The organism is Merdimonas faecis, assembly GCF_001754075.1.
GTDB classification, from domain to species: domain Bacteria; phylum Bacillota; class Clostridia; order Lachnospirales; family Lachnospiraceae; genus Merdimonas; species Merdimonas faecis.
This window is the reverse complement of the sequence record NZ_MIEH01000007.1, coordinates 26819-45560: the sequence shown is the minus strand read 5'-3', so window position 1 is coordinate 45560 and position 18742 is coordinate 26819. Positions and strand designations below refer to the sequence as shown.

Below are 18742 nucleotides of genomic sequence, written 5' to 3'. Positions count from 1 at the left end.
TAGTGCTATGAATAAGAAGCAGAAAAAGATGCTGATCCGGATCCTGATCTCGGCGGCCCTGCTGATTGCGCTGAGTTTTGCGCCGGTCACGGGGATTGCAAGATTTGTCCTGTATCTGGTGCCGTATCTGATCATCGGGTATGACATTTTGCTGAAGGCTTTCAAAGGGATAAAAAACCGCCAGATGTTTGATGAGAATTTTTTGATGGCGGTTGCCACGGTCGGAGCCATTGCTATCGCACTTTATGAACAGAGCGGAGACTATACAGAAGCGATTGCCGTTATGCTGTTTTATCAGATCGGGGAGCTGTTTCAGAGTTACGCGGTGGGTAAGAGCCGACGAAATATCAGTGAACTGATGGATATACGGCCGGACTATGCCAATGTGGAGCAGGACGGAAAGCTTGAGAAGGTGGATCCGGACGAGGTGGAAATTGGAAGCGTGATCGTGGTGCAGCCGGGAGAGAAGGTTCCGATCGACGGCGTGATCCTGGAGGGATCCTCCACATTGAACACCAGTGCGCTGACAGGAGAAAGCATCCCGAGAGAGGCTGCTGCAGGGGATGAGATTATCAGCGGATGTATTAATATGACAGGGCTTTTGAAGGTAAAGACTACGAAAGAGTTTGGGGAATCGACGGTTTCCAGAATCCTGGATCTGGTAGAAAATGCCAGTTCAAGAAAGTCCAGATCTGAAGAATTTATATCCAGATTTGCAAGGATCTATACACCGGCGGTTTGTTATGCGGCACTGGCCCTTGCATTTCTTCCTCCTCTGGTCAGAATGATTGGGATGGGGCTTGCGGCGGACTGGGATATCTGGATCTACCGGGCGCTTACCTTCCTGGTTATCAGCTGTCCATGTGCGCTTGTTATCAGTATTCCGCTCAGCTTTTTCGCGGGGATCGGAGGAGCCAGCAACGCAGGAGTCCTGGTAAAAGGGTCTAACTATCTGGAAACATTGTCTCAGACAAAAATTGTTGTATTTGACAAGACGGGAACATTGACCCGGGGAGTGTTTGAAGTCAATGGAATTCACCATAATGAGATGGAAGACGAGAAGCTGATCGAGTATGCGGCGCTGGCGGAAAGTGCTTCCTCACATCCGATCAGCAGAAGTATTCAGAAAGCCTATGGAAAAGAGATTGACCGCTCCCGCGTAACAGATATCAGGGAGATCAGCGGAAACGGTGTGCTGGCAAAGGTGGACGGCCATGAGGTGGCCGCGGGAAATGATAAATTGATGGAGCGTCTGGGGATTGAATATATCGGATGCCATCTGGTAGGCACTATTATACACGTTGCGGTTGACGGGACGTATGCCGGCCATATTGTGATCTCAGATGTTTTAAAACCTCATTCAAAGGAGGCGGTCCGGGAATTAAAGACAGCGGGCGTACAAAAGACAGTTATGCTGACGGGAGATATCCGCAGAGTCGCAGAACAGGTAGCAGGAGAGCTTGGGCTGGACGCAGTGTACAGCGAGCTTCTTCCGGCAGATAAGGTAGAGAAGGTAGAGGCTTTGCTTGCATCGAAACCAGAGAAAGAAAAGCTGGCGTTTGTGGGCGATGGCATCAATGACGCACCGGTGTTAGGGAGAGCCGATATCGGGATTGCTATGGGGGCCATGGGATCAGATGCAGCTATCGAGGCTGCGGACGTGGTATTGATGGATGATGATCCCATGAAGATTTCCAAAGCGATTAAAATATCCAGGAAATGTCTGCGGATCGTATATCAGAATATTGTGTTTGCCATCGGTGTGAAGCTGATCTGCCTGCTGCTTGGCGCACTGGGGATCGCCAACATGTGGCTGGCTATCTTTGCCGATGTGGGTGTTATGATCATTGCGGTGCTCAATGCGATCCGGGCGCTGTTTGTAAAAAATTTATAAGATAATGAAAAATCTCAATTGGAGAAATGGCCGGTTATAGCTTCAGCCTATAGCCGGCTATTTCTTTTACGTATTAGCGGGAACGAGACCGTCGTGGTAGGATATCGGAAAAGGAGGACGATATCATGACAACGAGCAGAAGTGACATTAAAAATTCGGCAAACTGGGGATTTGAGACGAAGCAGGTACATATCGGGCAGGAAAATCCGGATCTGGCAACCGGAGCCAGGGCTGTCCCGATCTATGCATCCACGTCGTTTGTATTTGAAGACTGCCGGCATGCGGCAGACCGATTTGCCCTGAGGGACGAGGGAAATATATATGGAAGATTGACCAATCCTACCGGGGAGGTGCTTGAAAGGAGAATGGCAGCGCTGGAGGGCGGAGCGGCAGCGCTGGCAGTAAGTTCAGGAGCGGCGGCCGTTTCTTATGCGATCCAGGCGCTTGCGAAAGCCGGAGAGCACATCGTGGCATCCAGGAATATTTATGGAGGAACCTATCATCTGCTGGCCCACACGCTTCCGCTGACAGCGGGTATCACAGCCACCTTTGTGGATCCGGAGGAGGAAGGGGCGTTTGAGGGCGCCATACAGGAAAATACAAAGGCGGTTTTTACCGAGACTCTGGGAAATCCGCATTCCAATGTGGCGGATCTGGAGACACTTTCAAAGATCGCACACAGTCATCAGATCCCTCTGGTGGTGGATTCCACATTTGCGACGCCTTACCTGGTGCGGCCCATCGAGTACGGAGCGGATATTGTGGTACACTCGGCGACGAAATTTATCGGCGGGCATGGGACGGCCCTTGGAGGAGTGCTGGTCGATGGCGGACGGTTTGACTGGAAAGCGTCTGGGAAATATCCCTGGATTTCCGAAGCAAATCCCAGCTATCATGGGATCACTTTTACAGAGGCGGCGCCGGAAGCGCCATTTGCGGCTTATGTCCGGGCGGTACTCCTTAGGGATACGGGAGCCACACTCTCGCCCTTCCATGCCTTTTTGTTACTCCAGGGGCTGGAAACACTGTCTCTCCGGGTAGAGCGGCATGTGGAAAATGCACAGAAGATCGTAGAGTACCTGTCCGGGCATCCAAAAGTAGAAGCTGTGCATCATCCGTCCCTTAAAGGCGAACCAACGCATACACTCTACAAAAAGTATTTTCCCAAGGGCGGAGGCTCCATCTTTACCTTTGAGATCAAGGGAGGAGAAAGAGAGGCGAGGGCCTTTATCGACAATCTGCCGATCTTCTCCCTGCTGGCCAATGTGGCAGACGTAAAATCCCTGGTGATCCATCCGGCTACCACTACCCACAGCCAGTGTACGGAGGAAGAGCTGGCGGAGCAGGGAATCAGACCCAACACGATCCGGCTGTCTATCGGCATTGAGAAGGCGGAGGATCTGATTGCGGCACTGGAAGAGGGATTCCGGCAATAAAAAGTAAAAGTATGCATTTAAGTTATACTTTAGTGTTTGATTGGCATTGTAGTTTTTCAGATTCGCACATTAGAATATAGATAGGGAGGACGAAAGGATTCCCGGGAAAACAGACGGAAGATTCAGGAGGTATGTGCGATGGAAATGGTAACTTTAAATGATGGAAATAAAATACCAGCAGTGGGATTTGGCGTATTCCTTATCCCAAATGATGGAGCAACATATGAAGCGGTAACCCGGGCGTTAAAGGCAGGATACCGTCATATTGATACAGCGGCCGCATACTTTAACGAAGCTGAGGTGGGAAAAGCGGTAAAGGACAGCGGGATTCCCAGAGAAGAGATTTTTATCACAAGCAAACTCTGGCTCCAGGATTATGGATATGAAGCAGCAAAGAAAGGTCTTGAAACATCTCTGGAAAAACTGGGGCTTGACTATGTAGACCTGTATCTGCTGCACCAGCCCTACGGGGATGTGGCCGGAGCATGGAAAGCCCTGGAGGAAGCAAAGGCGGAAGGAAAGATAAGATCCATTGGCGTCAGCAACATGACACCGAAGATCTGGAAGGAATTTGTGCCGCAATTTGCGACGATGCCTGCTGTAAACCAGGTGGAGTGCAATCCCTTCTTCCAGCAGAAAGAGCTGCGTGCGCTTCTTGCTGAGAATGATGTAAAGATTGAGGCCTATCAGCCGTTGGGACATGGGGATGAGACACTTCTTAGCCATCCGGATATTGTAAAACTGGCGGACAAATACGGAAAGAATCCGGGGCAGATTATTCTCAGGTTTGAGGTACAGGACGGATTGATCGTTCTGCCGAAATCCACGAATCCACAAAGGATTGCAGGAAATATTGATATCTTTGATTTCGAGCTGTCAGACGGCGAAATGGACAGTCTGCGGACGCTGGATACAGGAAAGGGGCACCACGATCCGGAGGCGCCGGGAGTGGCAGAGATGCTGCTGAATAATTATAAAATCCATGACTAATTGTAATTGGGGACGGGGGATTTCTTAAAATCCCCCGTCCCCAATTAGTATGTCTAACCCTTACAGGAAAGAATGGTCTGGTAATTGGCCTGGTCGGTATCGCCCTCGGTGCTGATGCAAAGCACCCGTGAATGTGCATCTAATCCAAGGGAGTGCCGGATATCAGAAAGAGCTTTATCTTCCATAAGAGCAGCGAGGATACCTGCGCCGACGGCTCCGGATTCGCCGGATACGATTGGAGGATCGCCCGGTTCCGGGCGCCCAAGCAGACGCATCCCTCTGGCAGAGTAATCATCGCTGCAGGAGAAAAAGGCGGCGGCTCCTCTGCGGATGATTTCCCAGCTTATGGTACAGGGCTCACCGCAGCAAAGGCCGGCCATCATACTGTCCATATCACCTGTTACCGGAGTGATGGTCCCGGATCGGGCGCTTCGGTACAGACAGTCTGCCTTGTCTGGCTCAACGATGCAGGTGACGGGACAGTCTTTTCCAAGTCTTGCGGCAAAGCTTCCAAGCATAGCCCCGGCGAAGCTTCCGACGCCCGCCTGAAGGAAAAGATGGGTGGGCATTTGCAGATTATTTTCTTTGAGCTGACCGAAGATTTCCTGGGCGATGGTAGTATATCCCTGCATGATCCATGCAGGGATTTCTTCGTATCCGGGCCATGCTGTGTCCTGGACCAGGATCCAGCCATTTTGTTTTGCCATTTGGTCAGCCAGACGGACGGCGCCATCGTAATTCTGGTCTGTGATCTCGGCGTAGGCGCCCTGAGCGCGGATGTTTTCCAGACGCTCCAGCGAGCTGCCCTTTGGCATGTAGACCACCGACTTGTGGCCTAAAAGCCTGGCAGCCCAGGCAACGCCCCGGCCGTGGTTTCCGTCGGTGGCGGTAACGAAGGTCAGTGTGCCAAGCTTCTCCTTCACCTCAGGAGACATGAGAGCATCGAAGGTGACCTCATCTTCCGGCCAGCCAAGCTTTTTTGCCAGAGTGCGGGCAATGGCAAAGCTCCCGCCCAGCGATTTGAAGGCGTTCAGGCCAAAGCGGTGAGATTCATCCTTTACCAGAAGGGATGAAATGCCCAGACGCCTTGCCAGATGGTCAAGAAAGACCAGTGGAGTGGGCTGGTATCCGGGGATGGTGCTGTGGAAACGCCTGGCTCTGGCAAGGACTTCCGGACCGGTCAGAGACAGGACATCCGTGGGGATGGAGGTTTTTTGATTTATATAAGACTGGATTGCCATAAAGGGACTCCTTTCTACTTTTTTTTCGTTTTTTTGTATCTCCGGCAATCATGCCCGGGGCTTACGGACTGCATTGTCCTGGAAACGGAAGTAGTCTGGCCGGTGGCGGGACTGAGTGTATTCGAACATGATGCCATCGCTGTTGTAAGTGTGGCTGGTAATGACAGCCATGCAGTTATAGTCGTTGACGTCCAGTTCCAGATATTTTTCATCAATCTGGGTGATCTTCATAACAGTTACCACTCGTTTACTGTTGACGATAGTCATATGGAGCGTGTTTTCCAGGTAATCATATATGGAATCTTCGGCAATCTCGGGTGTAAGACCGGGCACCGCGCTCTTCAGAAAGTAGTTGTGGTTGATGATCAGCGGTTTTCCGTCTAAATAGTGGAGTCTCTGGACATAATACAGTTCAGAACCTACAGGAAAACCGCTTTGTCTGGCGATTTTTTCGTCAGCGGTCAGTTCGATAAACTGGAGGACACGCGTCCGTGCCTTTTGATGGTTTCTGAGGGAGGCCTCCTTAAAAGATTCAATGCCGCCTATCGTGTAATAGGTGGGGGAAACGGGAAGATAAATATTGCGTACGCCTTTGCCCTGCATGGTCTGCACATATCCGTCACTGACCAGTTGACTGATGGCCCGGCGGATCGTATTGCGGGAGCAGTGGTAGGTCTGGATCAGTGAATTTTCAGAAGGAAGAAAGTCCTGATAGGCATACTCTTCATCCTCGATTTTCTGCTTTAAATCCCTGTAAATATCATGATATTTTGCTTTTGGCATTTCCTCACATCCTGTAGAAGTATATCTTGTTTAAACAGCTGCTTTCATTATATCTCGATATGCAGGAAAGTCAAGGAAAAAGAGATTGACATGTTTAAACAAGTGTGCTATAGTTGGCTTGTTCAAACAAGTGAAGGAATGTGTGAGGAGGTACGAGATGGCGAAGTATACAGAGGATGTCAGGCAGCTTCTTGAACTGATCGGGGGGAAGGAGAACATCCAGGCAGTATCCCACTGTATGACAAGAATGAGATTTGTTCTTGTAGATGAGAAGAAGGCGGATGCCAGGGCGATTGAAAAGATCAGATCCGTAAAAGGGACATTTACCCAGGCAGGACAGTACCAGGTCATTATTGGAAACGATGTGGCGGTCTTCTATAATGAATTTACAGCTTATGCGGGGATTGAAGGTGTAAGCAAGGATGCGGTGAAGGCTGCTGCCAGAACCAATCAGAATCCGCTGCAGAAGATCATGAGTGCGTTGGGGGAAATTTTTGCGCCGCTTATCCCGGCCTTGATCTGCGGCGGTCTTGTTCTGGGATTCCGAAACATAATCGGTGAAATTAATTTTTTTGCAGACGGGACCAAAAGCCTGGCGGATATCTCTCAGTTCTGGGCCGGGACTTATAGCTTCCTGTGGCTTATCGGAGAAGCGGTATTTCATCTGCTGCCGGTAGGAATCGTATGGTCGATCACGAAGAAGATGGGAACAACACAGATCCTTGGTATTATTCTGGGACTTACGCTGGTGTCTTCCCAGCTTCTGAACGGATTCAGCGTGGCTGATACGGCGGCATCAGATATTCCGGTGTGGGATTTTGGTTTTGCAAAAGTAGAGATGATCGGATACCAGGGACAGGTTATTGCGGCGATGATGGCCGGGTTTGTTCTGGTATATCTGGAAAAATTCTTCAAAAAGCACTGCCCGGAAGTGATCAGTATGATCGTGGTTCCGTTCTGCTCGCTGGTGCCGGCGGTTATTATTGCCCATACTGTTGTGGGACCGATCGGATGGAAGATCGGGGATGCCATTGCAAACATAGTCTATAATGGATTAATGTCTCCGTTTGGCGTGGCATTTGCAGGTGTATTCGGGCTTTTGTACGCCCCGGTCGTTATGACAGGACTTCATCATATGACCAACGCTATCGATTCACAGCTTACGAATCTGTATGACGGGACAATCCTCTGGCCGATGATCGCACTTTCTAATATCGCGCAAGGGTCAGCGGTTCTTGCAATGTCTGTCTTACAGAAGAGAAACGAGCGTGCCCAGCAGGTGAATATTCCGGCGTGCATATCCTGTTATCTGGGAGTTACGGAACCGGCGCTCTTTGGTGTCAATTTAAAATATGGATTTCCGCTGGTATGCGGTATGATCGGCTCTGCCATTGCGGCTATGATTTCTGTCGGGGCCGGTGTGCAGGCGTTCAGTATCGGTGTGGGAGGACTCCCGGGAATCCTTTCTATTAAGCCGGCGTTCTATCTGTATTTTCTGATTGCAATGGCGGTTGCGATCGTAGTGCCGTTTGTTCTGACCATGGCTGTGGGAAGCAGAAAGCTTTCTAAAGAAGCGCTTTGCGGTGAAGAGAGCGAAGAACTGCCGCAGACAGAAAGCATCGGGGCAGAGTCCGGGGAGAAAGCTTCAGTGGAGCTGAAGGCTGGTCTGACGGGAAGGGTAATCCCGATCAGTGAAGTGCCGGATGAAGTGTTCTCTCAGTGTGTGATGGGAAATGGTATCGCTATTGAACCGGAAAGTGATACGGTAGTGTCTCCGGCAGATGCAGAGGTGGGCGTAGTTATGGCGGATACCGGGCATGCCTGCGGATTGGTGCTGGACAATGGTGCAGAGCTTTTGATCCATGTAGGAATTGACACTGTGGATATGGGCGGAGACGGATTCGAACTTCTTGTAAAGGAAGGAGAAGCAGTGAAGCAGGGACAGCCGCTGATTCGTTTTGATCCGGAGAAGATCCGGGCAGCCGGTCATCCGACAGTAACCGTATTTATTGTGACAGATGAAGGAAATTATGAAACTGTAGAATATCTTTCAGGTATGGATGGAAAAGCCGGAGAGACTACAGTGATCAGATTTGCATAGGAGGCGCTGACATGGTGGATTTTAAGAAAAGTGTGATCTATCAGATTTATCCCAAATCCTTTTATGACAGTGATGGCGACGGACTGGGTGATCTGAAAGGGGTGACGGAGAAGCTGGATTATATCCGGCGGCTGGGGGCGGATTATATCTGGCTGACGCCGTTCTTCGTATCACCCCAAAAGGATAATGGATATGATGTGGAAGATTATTATCACATTGATCCAAGATACGGTACAATGGAGGACCTGGAAGAGCTGTCCCGGGAAGCGGGGAAGCGGGGAATCAGTCTGATGCTGGACATGGTATTTAATCATACGTCAGACCGTCATGAGTGGTTCCGGAAGGCTCTGGCAGGCGACCCTGAATACAAAGATTTCTATATTTTCAAAAAAGGGAAAAAGCCCGGAGTTCCGCCTACCAACTGGGAGAGCAAATTTGGCGGGAGCGCGTGGGAATATGTAGAACAGTTTGATGAGTATTATCTCCATCTTTTTGATGTGTCACAGCCGGATCTGAACTGGGACAATCCTAAAGTGCGGCGGAGGATCCAGGATGTAGTAAAGTTCTGGATGGGAAAAGGCATCAAGGGGTTCCGGTTTGATGTGGTAAACCTGATCAGCAAGGGAGAATTCCGGGATGATCTTGAAGGAGACGGGCGAAGATTTTATACAGACGGACCGAATATCCACAAGTATCTGCAGGAGCTGAATGAAGCTACTTTCGGGACAGATGCCGAGATTATCACGGTGGGGGAAATGTCCAGTACTTCTATGGAGAACTGTTATCGTTATGCGTCGGAGAATGGAAAAGAGCTGTCCATGGTGTTCAGCTTTCACCACCTGAAGGTGGATTTCATGGGAAATGAAAAATGGGTAATGGTACCATTTGATTTTTGTAAGCTGAAGCATATTTTATTTGAATGGCAGACACATATGGCAGAACATCATGCATGGAATGCAGTGTTCTGGTGTAATCATGACCAGCCAAGAGTAGTGTCCAGATTCGGCAATACAAAGGAATACTGGAAGGAGTCGGCAAAGATGCTCGCCACAGTGATCCATTGTATGAGAGGCACGCCCTATATTTACCAGGGCGAGGAGCTTGGGATGACCAATCCCGGTTTTCATGACATTTCGCAATACCGGGATGTGGAGAGTATCAATCATTTCCGGATCCTGCAGGAAAAGGGGCTGACAAGAGAAAATGCATATCAGATCCTTGCGATCCATTCCCGGGACAACAGCCGCACACCGATGCAGTGGTCAGATCAGAAAAACGGGGGATTCAGCCAGGCAGAGCCATGGATTGAAGTGAATGACAACTGTGCCTATATTAATGCGGAAACGGAAGAAAAGGACGAGGATTCCATTTTTCATTATTATCAGAAATTGATTACTTTAAGAAAAAAATATGATATCGTAGGATATGGAGATTTTGAAGCGCTGGATGAAATGCATCCGTCGGTTCTGGCATATCGGAGAAATTATCGGGACCAGAAATTACTGGTGATCAACAACTTTTACGGGAAAGAAGTGACCTGGGAGGCGGATGAGTCGCTGAAAGACTATACATGTATCCTGAGTAATTATGAGCATCATATGATGGATGGAAAGCGGATCCGCCTGAAGCCTTATGAGGCGCTGGTCCTTTATAGAGAAGCTTAAAAAATCATATAAAAATTAAGGAGAGATGAACTATGAAAACAATGACCTACACAATTCAGGACGAACTGGGAATCCACGCAAGACCGGCGGGAGTGCTGGTAAAAGAAGTGAAGAAATTTCAGTCAAAAATAATGCTGGAAGGCAATGGAAAGAAGGCAGAGGCAGGAAAGCTTCTGGCCATAATGGGAATGGGGATCAAGCACGGAACAGAGGTGACCATTACTGCAGAAGGACCGGACGAGAATGAGGCGATTGCTGCAATGGAAGAGTTCTTCAAAAATAATCTGTAATCTGTCAGATACGGAAGAAGGGAGAACCTGGAATGGAAAAATACACGGGGAAATCCATTTTAAAAGAAATCGCTATTGGGAAGATTCTGTTTTATTCCAAGGATGAGCAGGTAGTCCAGAGAAAAAGCATCACAGATACAGCAGCTGAGCTTGCACGGTTTGAAAAGGCAAAGGAAGCAGCCGTGGCGCAGTTGAATCAGCTGTATGAGAAAGCACTGAAAGAGGTGGGCGAGGTCAATGCCGCAATCTTTGAAGTACATTCTATGATGCTGGAAGATGAAGACTTTCATGATTCAATCCGGAATATGATCGAGGGACAAAAGGTCAATGCAGAGTATGCGGTGGCTGTTGCGGGAGATAATTTCTCCAGGATGTTTGCAGAGATGGATGATGAGTATTTCAGAGCCCGTTCTGCAGATATCAAGGATATTGCGGAGCGGGTGGTCAGTATCCTGCAGGGAAGGCAGGGGGCCGGAGAGCTGGGAGATGAGCCGGTGATCCTGGCGGCCCGGGATCTGGCGCCGAGCGAGACGGTACAGATGGATAAGTCCAAGCTGTTAGGATTTGTAACAGAACTTGGCTCTGCCAATTCCCACACGGCAATCCTGGCCCGAACCATGAATATCCCGGCGCTGATCGGTATTCATACTTCGGAAACGATGAATGGGAAAATGGCTGTTATTGACGGAATTAAGGGAGAACTGATCCTGGATCCGGACGAAGAGACTCTTTTTGCCTATCAGGAAAAGAAAGACGAGCAGGAACGCCAGAAGGCTCTTCTGCAGGAACTGAAGGGTAAAGAAGATGTGACCAGAGACGGCAAGAAGATCAGGCTGTTTGCCAATATCGGAAGCGTGGGAGATATTGCGAAGGTGCTGGCCAATGACGCCGGGGGGATTGGCCTTTTCAGGAGTGAGTTCCTCTATCTGGAAAAGCAGGATTATCCAACTGAAGAAGAGCAGTTTCAGGCCTATAAATCTGCACTGGAGATGATGGGCGGAAGAAAGGTGATCATCCGGACTCTGGATATTGGAGCCGACAAACAGGTAGAGTATTTCGGGCTTGATAAGGAAGACAATCCGGCTATGGGATACCGGGCTATCAGAATCTGTCTGGACCGTCCGGAGATCTTTCAGACGCAGCTGAGAGCGCTTCTTCGTGCCAGTGCTTACGGCAATTTGGGAATCATGTATCCGATGATCATTTCCGTAGATGAAGTAAAGAGAATCAAGGACATTGTAAAGGAGATCAAGGCAGAGTTTGACGAAAAAGATATCCCCTATGGAAACTTTGAACAGGGCGTAATGATTGAGACGCCGGCAGCCGTCATGATCAGCGGGGAACTGGGAAAAGAGGTGGATTTTTTCAGCATTGGGACCAATGACCTGACCCAGTATACCCTGGCTATCGATCGTCAGAATGCAAAGCTGGATCCGATCTACGACGCCCACCATCCGGCGGTGTTGAAAATGATTCAGATGACTATAGAAAATGGACACAAAAGCGGATGCTGGGTGGGTATCTGCGGGGAGCTGGGTGCAGATACCACGCTGACCGAAACATTCGTGAAGATGGGGGTAGACGAGTTGTCGGTAACTCCGGCAAGCGTGCTGCCGATCCGGAAAATCATCCGGGAGACAGTGGCAGATGCAGCAAATGTAGCAAATGGGGACGTACACTTTTGACAAAAGTGTACGTCCCCATTTGCAAAAGTGGGTGTCCCCATCTGCGTATCAGGGTGTCCCCATCTGCGTGCCCGGACTATTTTTTCTTTGCATTTGGGAACTGATCCTGCATCCTTTGGTCGTCGAAGTGGGTGTCTATAACATGCTCCCAGCCGCTGGCTGCGGGCGGACCGCCGTTCCTTTCGCTGTAGCGTATCAATGCGGCGGCGGAGACCAGCATATTTATGGACATAAACAGGACCAGAATCCATGTCAGGATATAACCGGTGACTTTTGGGATTTTTTCAATCCACCGGGAGAAGGGCGGATACAGTCCTTTGATCCAGATCAGCGCGGCAATTCCCCAAAAAAAGCAGTAAAGGAGATTGACGCGTCCTCCAAGGTTAAAGGGAATGTCACTATAATCCCAGAAAACCTGTCCGAAAACAATCTCTGCAAGTACGCTGCAGATATATTCATAGGCACCGCCCAGAAAGGTACCGACGAGGAAAATATGTCTGTCCGGCTTATCCTTGTCTTTGTAGAGCAGAATAGTTGCAAGGACGATGGCGAAGCCCCAGACGATGCTGAAGGGCCCCCAGACCAGGCTGCTGCGGTTCATCCATTCGCCGGCGGTAAAGCGGCAGAAAATGGTTTCGGTAATGTCTCCCAGCAGTGATCCGATCAAAAACAGCCAGAATAGTTTATAGAACCCGCAGCCTTCGGCAAATTTTCCTTCACTTAAGATTTCGTCTGCCTTTTCCTGGATGGAAGGGTAGACATTGGCGATACGGCGCTCCGCATACCCTATAATAGGCCGGCTTGTCCGGCGGGACCAGTCTGCAAAGGGGATGTCCAGCTGAGAAGCCTCCAGTGAAAAATTCCGCAGATGAAAAACCGCCGCAAAGGAAACCGCCATATCCAGAAGAAGATAAACAGCGAATACCCATACGATGATTATAGAAACAGGTTCGGGAATCTGGTAATACACGTCCAGAAACAGCGGCGTGGCAAAACGGATGCTGACAATACCCAGCACCGCCCATAAAAGGGAATACTGCGGACAAATATAGCCGTCGAAATTCCACTTTTTATCAGAGTAGTCCCACCATTTGTGCCGGTTCATCCGCTCCAGAGTCTTACCGGTAAACCATTCAACAAAGGTGGCCTGTATTCCACAGCCAAGAAACAGAAAAAAGGGGTTGCCTATTAATTCGGATAAAGTGATTTCCATCAGCACTGCCGCCACTCCATAGACCAGGCAGAAAGGTCCGGTAGAAAAGCCCCGGTTAGTAAATTTTCTGTTTTTTATGGTTCCGACTGCCGCCTCAATGATCCATCCGATGAAAGAGTAGATAAGAAGGAGCCAAAGTAGTTCTGTAAAAGTATGTTCCATGATGTGTGCTTTTTTGATTTTCCTTTCTTTTGTAAAACAGCAGATTCAAAAGGTATGATAGCATAATTTTTTTCGGATTGTCTATAGAGGGACAGATTAAAAAAATATGAAGAAAGCTGTTCCGGATTCTTGCACCGGATTTGTATTTTGCGTATGATATAGATAGATTTTACAAAAGGAGGAATCGGCATATGAGCAACTTTATTTTTGAAAACACATGGGAAGAGAATCAGGAAGCGTTGAAAACAAAAAAACTGGCGATCATCCCTGTGGGAAGCACGGAACAGCATGGTCCGGCTCTTCCTGTCGGAACGGACTGGATCGTGGCGGAATATCTGGCTAAGAAAGTTGGAGAGAAGACAGACAAAGGCCTGGTGGCGCCGGTGATCCCATACGGACATGCCCTTTATCATGCGGATTTCCCGGGGACTATGGCGGTTTCACAGACAGCACTTGCGGCATATGTAAAGGAAGTCTGTGACCAACTGGTTTCCTATGGATTTACACATTTTCTGTTTCTGAACGGCCATGGCGGAAACAATAATGCGCTGTATGATGTAGGACAGTATCTGCGGCTTAAAAATATTCCGGTGGCAAATATCCAGTGGTTTGAAGTGGCCGGGGACTTGAATCCGGAGTGGGGCCTCATTGGTCACGGAGACATCACGGAAACAGCTGTCATGATGCACATTGCGCCGGAGACGGTAAAGGTAGAGCGTGCTCATATCCCGGATAATCAGAAAATTGGCAATATCCGGTTCCTGGACCTGCATCGGGGAGAATTTGACGGAGCGGCTGTATATCTGAATCTTCGTACCCGTGATGTATCCAAGACCGGAGACCTGATCGAGCATGGACATGCCACGGGCGTGGATTACAGCAAGAGCGCCAGAGACGCTACGGCTGAGCTGGGAAAAGAGGTCTGTGACGCGGTGGTGGATTACGTACTGAAGTTTATTGATGAGTTTGTAAAGTTTGAATTTGAATATCGTAAGTAAAAACCTGATTTTTTATCCAAATTGGATATTGCGAAAACACTGCAAACCCGCTATACTCTTAAGCAGAAAGTTCCAAGGGTGGAAATTCCTTGGGACTTTTTTGCGTATTTTTACAGAAAAACCTGCAAATCATACAGATAAAGGAGAGGAAAACATGAGACAATTTCAAGAAATCAACCCGTCACCACGTACACTGATGACTCCGGGGCCGGTAGAGGCTGACCCCAGAGTCTTACGCGCCATGAGCGCACATATCCTGGGACAGTTTGACCCGGAGTTTACCGCACTGATGAATGAGACTATGGAAATGGAGCGCTATGTGTTCCAGACAAAGAACCACCAGACATATCTGGTAGATACCACATCCAGAGGCGGTCTGGAGACAGTGCTGACCGGTGCGATCTGCCCGGGCGACAAGGTACTGATCCCGGCCTTCGGCAGATTCGGCTATCTGCTGGCAGAGATTCTGGAGCGCTGCGGAGCAGATATTACCCTGCTGGAAAAAGAATGGGGTACAGTATTTGATCCTCAGGAGATTGAAGATGCCCTGAAAAAAGATTCCTACAAGGCAGTGGCCTGCATTCATGGCGAGACTTCAACTTCTATGATGCAGCCGCTGGATGAGCTGGGAGAGATCTGTGAGAAATATGGTGCGCTGCTGATCGTAGATGCTGTTGCCACGCTGGGCGGAGCGGAAGTGAAAGTAGACGACTGGAAACTGTCCGCATGTATATCCGGAACCCAGAAATGTATTTCTGCACCGTCCGGATCTGCACTGATTACCTACAACGAGCAGATCGGGGAGATCGTCAGGAAGAGAAAGCGGGTGGAGAAAGGAATCCGTACTACGGATGATGTGGATGGAAAGCTTGCGGGAATCCCAAGCAACTATCTGGATCTTGCACAGCTTGAGGACTACTGGAGCCCGAGAAGGCTGAACCACCATACTGAGGCCACCAGTATGCAGTATGCAGTACATGAGGCCCTTCGCTGCATCGTAAATGAGACACTGGAAGCCCGTTTTGCAAGACATAAGTTAAACGACGAGGCGCTGGTAGCCGGACTGAAAGCCATGGGACTTTCCATTTTCGGTGACCTGGAACACAAGATGCCGGTAGTAACTGCCATCAATATTCCGGAGGGAGCGGACGGAAAAGCAATCCGCGGAATGCTGTTAAACGAGTTTGGTATTGAGATCGCCACTTCCTTTGGACCACTGGATGGAAAAATTTTAAGAATCGGGAACATGGGATATTCAAGCCAGAAACGGAATATTCTTCTGCTCCTTGGCGCACTGGAGGCTGTAATGCTGAGAAATGGCGTCAAAGTTTCCACAGGAGAGGCTGTGGCAGCAGCTCTGGATGTTTACGAAAAAGCTGGAAAATAGCAAAAAATAAACTTTTTTACACAGAAGTATTCCCTGTTTGAAAAAAGTAGTTGATTTTTTTTAACATATCCGGTATGATAAGAAAGATCAACTGTGAAAAAAATAACAAAAGAAATGGGGAATGACATGGAAACAAAAAGATTTAAAAAAGCAGTCAGTGCAGAAGCCTTTGTATTTCTGATCTTCCTTGCCATTATCTTTGGCGGTATCGGAATGAAAATGGGCGGTGCAAACATGATGCAGACAATGATGGCTACCGCGTACGAACTTTTGATTGATACAGTTTTTAATATTATGGCAATCGCTGTCATTGCGGGAGCGCTTTCCGGAGCACTTTCCGAATTTGGAGTAATCGCACTCTTAAATAAGGCGATCACTCCGCTGATGAAGCCATTATATAATCTTCCGGGAGCGGCATCTGTGGGTATTATGACCACATATCTTTCCGACAACCCGGCAATCTTGGGGCTTGCCGAGGATCGGAATTTCCGCAGATATTTCAAGAAATTCCAGCTCCCGGCACTGACCAACCTGGGAACAGCTTTTGGTATGGGGCTGATCGTTACCACATTTATGCTTGGAATCAATGCACCAGGTGAGAATCTGGGAATGGCGGTCCTGATCGGAAATATCGCCGCGATTATTGGAAGTATTGTCAGCGTACGGATCATGACCACATTTACCAAAAAAGAATACGGTACGGAAAGCTATTGTATTGAAGAAGAAAACGGTGAATCTGCGGATGATATCCTGAATAAGCGAGAGATCCGAAATGGCGGAGTAGGTGGACGTCTCCTGGAAGCACTTCTGGATGGAGGAAAGAATGGTGTAGAAGTTGGTATGGCCATCATTCCGGGTGTACTGGTTATCTGTACCATTGTAATGATGCTGACCAACGGACCTTCCGCAGACGGAACCTATACCGGAGCTGCCTATGAAGGTGTAGCTCTGCTTCCGTGGATCGGAGAAAAGCTGGAGTTTATCCTGAAACCACTGTTTGGCTTTACATCTGCATCGGCTGTGGCGGTTCCGATCACGGCTCTTGGAGCTGCGGGAGCTGCTATCGGACTGGTGCCTGAGATGGTAAGTGCCGGAACAGCACACGCAAATGATATTGCAGTATTTACGGCTATGTGTATGTGCTGGAGCGGATATTTAAGTACTCATGTGGGTATGATGTCTGCGCTGAAGGTGCCGCACCTGACCGGCAAGGCGATCATCAGCCATACCATAGGTGGTCTTTGCGCTGGTGTTGCTGCCAACCTGATCTTCCAACTGGTTTCAATGGTATTGTAGTTTTTATAAAATAAAGGAAAAGCTTGTGCCTCTTTTTCGAGGATGATAAGATAACGTTATCAGAATCGAAAAGAGGCATTTTTATGTTGGCAGAGAAAAATATACGGGTGGTGGTGCGGGGAGCAGGAGATCTGGCTTCCGGGGTGATCGCAAAACTGTATCGCAGCGGATTTGAAGTGGCTGCCCTGGAGTGTGAGAAGCCGTCCTCTATCCGGCGTACGGTTTCTTTTTCGGAGGCGGTATACCAAAAAGAAGTGACAGTGGAAGGAATCACGGCAAAACTTGCGGATGAAGAAAATGCAGAAGACATACTGGCAGAGGGAAATGTTCCGGTACTGGTGGATCCGGAAGGAGAATGGATCGAAAGCTGGAAGCCTCAGATCGTAGTAGACGCCATTCTGGCAAAGAAAAATCTGGGTACCAGGATGGACATGGCGGAAATTACAATCGGGCTGGGGCCGGGTTTCGAGGCTGGTGTGGATGTCCATGCGGTCATCGAGACAAAACGTGGGCACAGCCTGGGGCGGATCTATTATCAGGGGACAGCGATACCCAACACCGGAATTCCGGGTAAAATTGCCGGTTATGCAAAAGAACGGGTCATCTATGCACCTGTGGAGGGAACACTTAGAAGCTGTGCGGCCATAGGAGACGCAGTGAAGAAGGGACAGATGATTGCAACGATCGGCGGCTATCCGGTGAATGCGTCGATTGACGGCATATTAAGAGGAATACTTCCGGACGGATTCCGGGTAAGAGAAGGATTTAAAATGGCGGATATTGATCCCCGGCCGCTGGGAGGACAGGAGTGCAGCAGCATATCAGATAAAGCACGGTGCATTGCGGGCGGTGTCCTGGAAGCCATCCTGTATCTGCGACAGGGTAGGGATAGAAAAAACGGGGCGGAAAAGCCGGAATTTTCACTGATAAGTATGCTAAAGATTCGTCCGGAAAAGCACCGGCTGATTGCTGTGGTGGGTGCCGGCGGAAAGACTACGCTGATTTATGAGCTTGCCAGGGAGCTGAAAAAGGCGGGATACCGCGCTGTTGTTACCACGACTACTCATATGTACAAAGAAGGACGGTATGGATTTGTGCCTGTGGGCAATGGTGTTTCCGGAGAAAAGCTTACAGGCGTTTCGCCGGAGGTGCCGCGCGGGATGCTGGAAACGTACGATGTGATACTGGTGGAAGCCGACGGAAGCCACGGGTTTCCGCTGAAATGCCCGGCCTCTTTTGAACCGGTAATCCCAGTGGAAACAGACCTGGTCATCGGAGTGGCAGGAGCATCTGCTGTCGGAAAAAGCTTTCGGGAAAAATGCCACCGCTTTGAGACGGCCTGCCAAAGCCTGGGACGTCTGCCGGAAGATCTTATTACAGAACAAGATGTAATAAGGTGTCTGACGGAGAAATTCGGGCAGAAAAAGAATGTGGACTGTGAATACCGCTATGTGGTGAATCAGGCAGAGGTCCTTTCAAAGAAACAGATGGAACGATTGTTGTATTTTCAAAAATCACAGACAGATATTGGAGTGGTCATATCATTTTCGATGGAAAGATGGTATAATTCTTAAGAATAATTGATAATCTTAGCTGATTACA

The 18742-nt window shown here is 49.0% G+C and carries 14 protein-coding genes; 11 read left to right on the top strand and 3 right to left on the bottom strand.

Annotated elements, in window-relative coordinates:
• Nucleotides 1-7 precede the first annotated feature (7 nt).
• The 3 genes from BKD12_RS03000 to BKD12_RS02990 all read left to right on the top strand — a co-directional run bounded on the left by BKD12_RS03000 (nt 8) and on the right by BKD12_RS02990 (nt 4320).
• Nucleotides 8-1894 carry a heavy metal translocating P-type ATPase gene (locus BKD12_RS03000; protein ID WP_070087854.1) on the top strand — a complete coding sequence of 629 codons (1887 nt, stop codon included), beginning with the start codon at nt 8-10 and terminating at the stop codon, nt 1892-1894.
• A 125-nt stretch (nt 1895-2019) separates the two neighbouring features.
• Nucleotides 2020-3330 carry an O-acetylhomoserine aminocarboxypropyltransferase/cysteine synthase family protein gene (locus BKD12_RS02995; RefSeq protein WP_070087853.1) on the top strand — a complete coding sequence of 437 codons (1311 nt, stop codon included), beginning with the start codon at nt 2020-2022 and terminating at the stop codon, nt 3328-3330.
• 138 nt (nt 3331-3468) lie between these two features.
• On the top strand, nt 3469-4320 hold the full coding sequence (locus tag BKD12_RS02990) for an aldo/keto reductase (RefSeq protein WP_070087852.1): 852 nt from the start codon (nt 3469-3471) through the stop codon (nt 4318-4320).
• Between the two features lie 53 nt (nt 4321-4373).
• Here BKD12_RS02990 and dpaL read toward each other — a convergent pair whose 3' ends face one another.
• Together dpaL and treR are read right to left on the bottom strand one after the other, a co-directional pair.
• A complete protein-coding gene (gene dpaL, locus BKD12_RS02985; RefSeq protein WP_070087851.1) occupies nt 4374-5561 on the bottom strand; it encodes a diaminopropionate ammonia-lyase in 1188 nt (395 codons plus the stop codon).
• Nucleotides 5562-5609: 48 nt separating this feature from the next.
• Nucleotides 5610-6344, bottom strand: coding sequence for a trehalose operon repressor (treR, locus tag BKD12_RS02980; protein ID WP_070087850.1), 735 nt, complete (start codon nt 6342-6344; stop codon nt 5610-5612).
• A gap of 157 nt (nt 6345-6501) precedes the next feature.
• On the opposite strand from treR, the gene treP reads away from it, so the two are divergent.
• Genes treP through ptsP form a run of 4 tightly spaced genes read left to right on the top strand, consistent with a single transcriptional unit; the run spans nt 6502 to nt 12084 of the window.
• Nucleotides 6502-8445 carry a PTS system trehalose-specific EIIBC component gene (gene treP / locus BKD12_RS02975; RefSeq protein WP_070087849.1) on the top strand — a complete coding sequence of 648 codons (1944 nt, stop codon included), beginning with the start codon at nt 6502-6504 and terminating at the stop codon, nt 8443-8445.
• A gap of 11 nt (nt 8446-8456) precedes the next feature.
• Entirely contained in the window at nt 8457-10109 is a 1653-nt protein-coding gene (gene treC / locus BKD12_RS02970; RefSeq protein WP_070087848.1) for an alpha,alpha-phosphotrehalase, read from the top strand.
• Between the two features lie 32 nt (nt 10110-10141).
• Nucleotides 10142-10399, top strand: coding sequence for an HPr family phosphocarrier protein (locus BKD12_RS02965; RefSeq protein WP_070087847.1), 258 nt, complete (start codon nt 10142-10144; stop codon nt 10397-10399).
• A gap of 32 nt (nt 10400-10431) precedes the next feature.
• A complete protein-coding gene (gene ptsP, locus BKD12_RS02960; protein ID WP_070087846.1) occupies nt 10432-12084 on the top strand; it encodes a phosphoenolpyruvate--protein phosphotransferase in 1653 nt (550 codons plus the stop codon).
• 76 nt (nt 12085-12160) lie between these two features.
• Here ptsP and BKD12_RS02955 read toward each other — a convergent pair whose 3' ends face one another.
• Complete coding sequence (locus BKD12_RS02955) at nt 12161-13459, bottom strand: putative ABC transporter permease (RefSeq protein ID WP_070087845.1); 1299 nt, start codon at nt 13457-13459, stop codon at nt 12161-12163.
• Nucleotides 13460-13650: 191 nt separating this feature from the next.
• On the opposite strand from BKD12_RS02955, the gene BKD12_RS02950 reads away from it, so the two are divergent.
• The 4 genes from BKD12_RS02950 (at nt 13651) to yqeB (ending at nt 18714) form a co-directional block, all read left to right on the top strand.
• Nucleotides 13651-14457 carry a creatininase family protein gene (locus BKD12_RS02950; RefSeq protein WP_070087844.1) on the top strand — a complete coding sequence of 269 codons (807 nt, stop codon included), beginning with the start codon at nt 13651-13653 and terminating at the stop codon, nt 14455-14457.
• Nucleotides 14458-14611: 154 nt separating this feature from the next.
• Nucleotides 14612-15844, top strand: coding sequence for a pyridoxal-phosphate-dependent aminotransferase family protein (locus BKD12_RS02945; protein ID WP_070087843.1), 1233 nt, complete (start codon nt 14612-14614; stop codon nt 15842-15844).
• A gap of 126 nt (nt 15845-15970) precedes the next feature.
• Nucleotides 15971-17140, top strand: a complete 1170-nt coding sequence (locus BKD12_RS02940; RefSeq protein WP_070088020.1) for a CD0519/CD1768 family membrane protein — start codon at nt 15971-15973, stop codon at nt 17138-17140.
• 83 nt (nt 17141-17223) lie between these two features.
• Nucleotides 17224-18714 carry a selenium-dependent molybdenum cofactor biosynthesis protein YqeB gene (gene yqeB, locus BKD12_RS17475; RefSeq protein WP_070087842.1) on the top strand — a complete coding sequence of 497 codons (1491 nt, stop codon included), beginning with the start codon at nt 17224-17226 and terminating at the stop codon, nt 18712-18714.
• Nucleotides 18715-18742: the final 28 nt, after the last annotated feature.

Coding starts and splice junctions, on each gene's coding strand:
- BKD12_RS03000 (WP_070087854.1), top strand. CDS start 8: ATGAATAAGAAGCAGAAAAAGATGCTGATCCGGATCCTGATCTCGGCG.
- BKD12_RS02995 (WP_070087853.1), top strand. CDS start 2,020: ATGACAACGAGCAGAAGTGACATTAAAAATTCGGCAAACTGGGGATTT.
- BKD12_RS02990 (WP_070087852.1), top strand. CDS start 3,469: ATGGAAATGGTAACTTTAAATGATGGAAATAAAATACCAGCAGTGGGA.
- dpaL (WP_070087851.1), bottom strand. CDS start 5,561: ATGGCAATCCAGTCTTATATAAATCAAAAAACCTCCATCCCCACGGAT.
- treR (WP_070087850.1), bottom strand. CDS start 6,344: ATGCCAAAAGCAAAATATCATGATATTTACAGGGATTTAAAGCAGAAA.
- treP (WP_070087849.1), top strand. CDS start 6,502: ATGGCGAAGTATACAGAGGATGTCAGGCAGCTTCTTGAACTGATCGGG.
- treC (WP_070087848.1), top strand. CDS start 8,457: ATGGTGGATTTTAAGAAAAGTGTGATCTATCAGATTTATCCCAAATCC.
- BKD12_RS02965 (WP_070087847.1), top strand. CDS start 10,142: ATGAAAACAATGACCTACACAATTCAGGACGAACTGGGAATCCACGCA.
- ptsP (WP_070087846.1), top strand. CDS start 10,432: ATGGAAAAATACACGGGGAAATCCATTTTAAAAGAAATCGCTATTGGG.
- BKD12_RS02955 (WP_070087845.1), bottom strand. CDS start 13,459: ATGGAACATACTTTTACAGAACTACTTTGGCTCCTTCTTATCTACTCT.
- BKD12_RS02950 (WP_070087844.1), top strand. CDS start 13,651: ATGAGCAACTTTATTTTTGAAAACACATGGGAAGAGAATCAGGAAGCG.
- BKD12_RS02945 (WP_070087843.1), top strand. CDS start 14,612: ATGAGACAATTTCAAGAAATCAACCCGTCACCACGTACACTGATGACT.
- BKD12_RS02940 (WP_070088020.1), top strand. CDS start 15,971: ATGGAAACAAAAAGATTTAAAAAAGCAGTCAGTGCAGAAGCCTTTGTA.
- yqeB (WP_070087842.1), top strand. CDS start 17,224: ATGTTGGCAGAGAAAAATATACGGGTGGTGGTGCGGGGAGCAGGAGAT.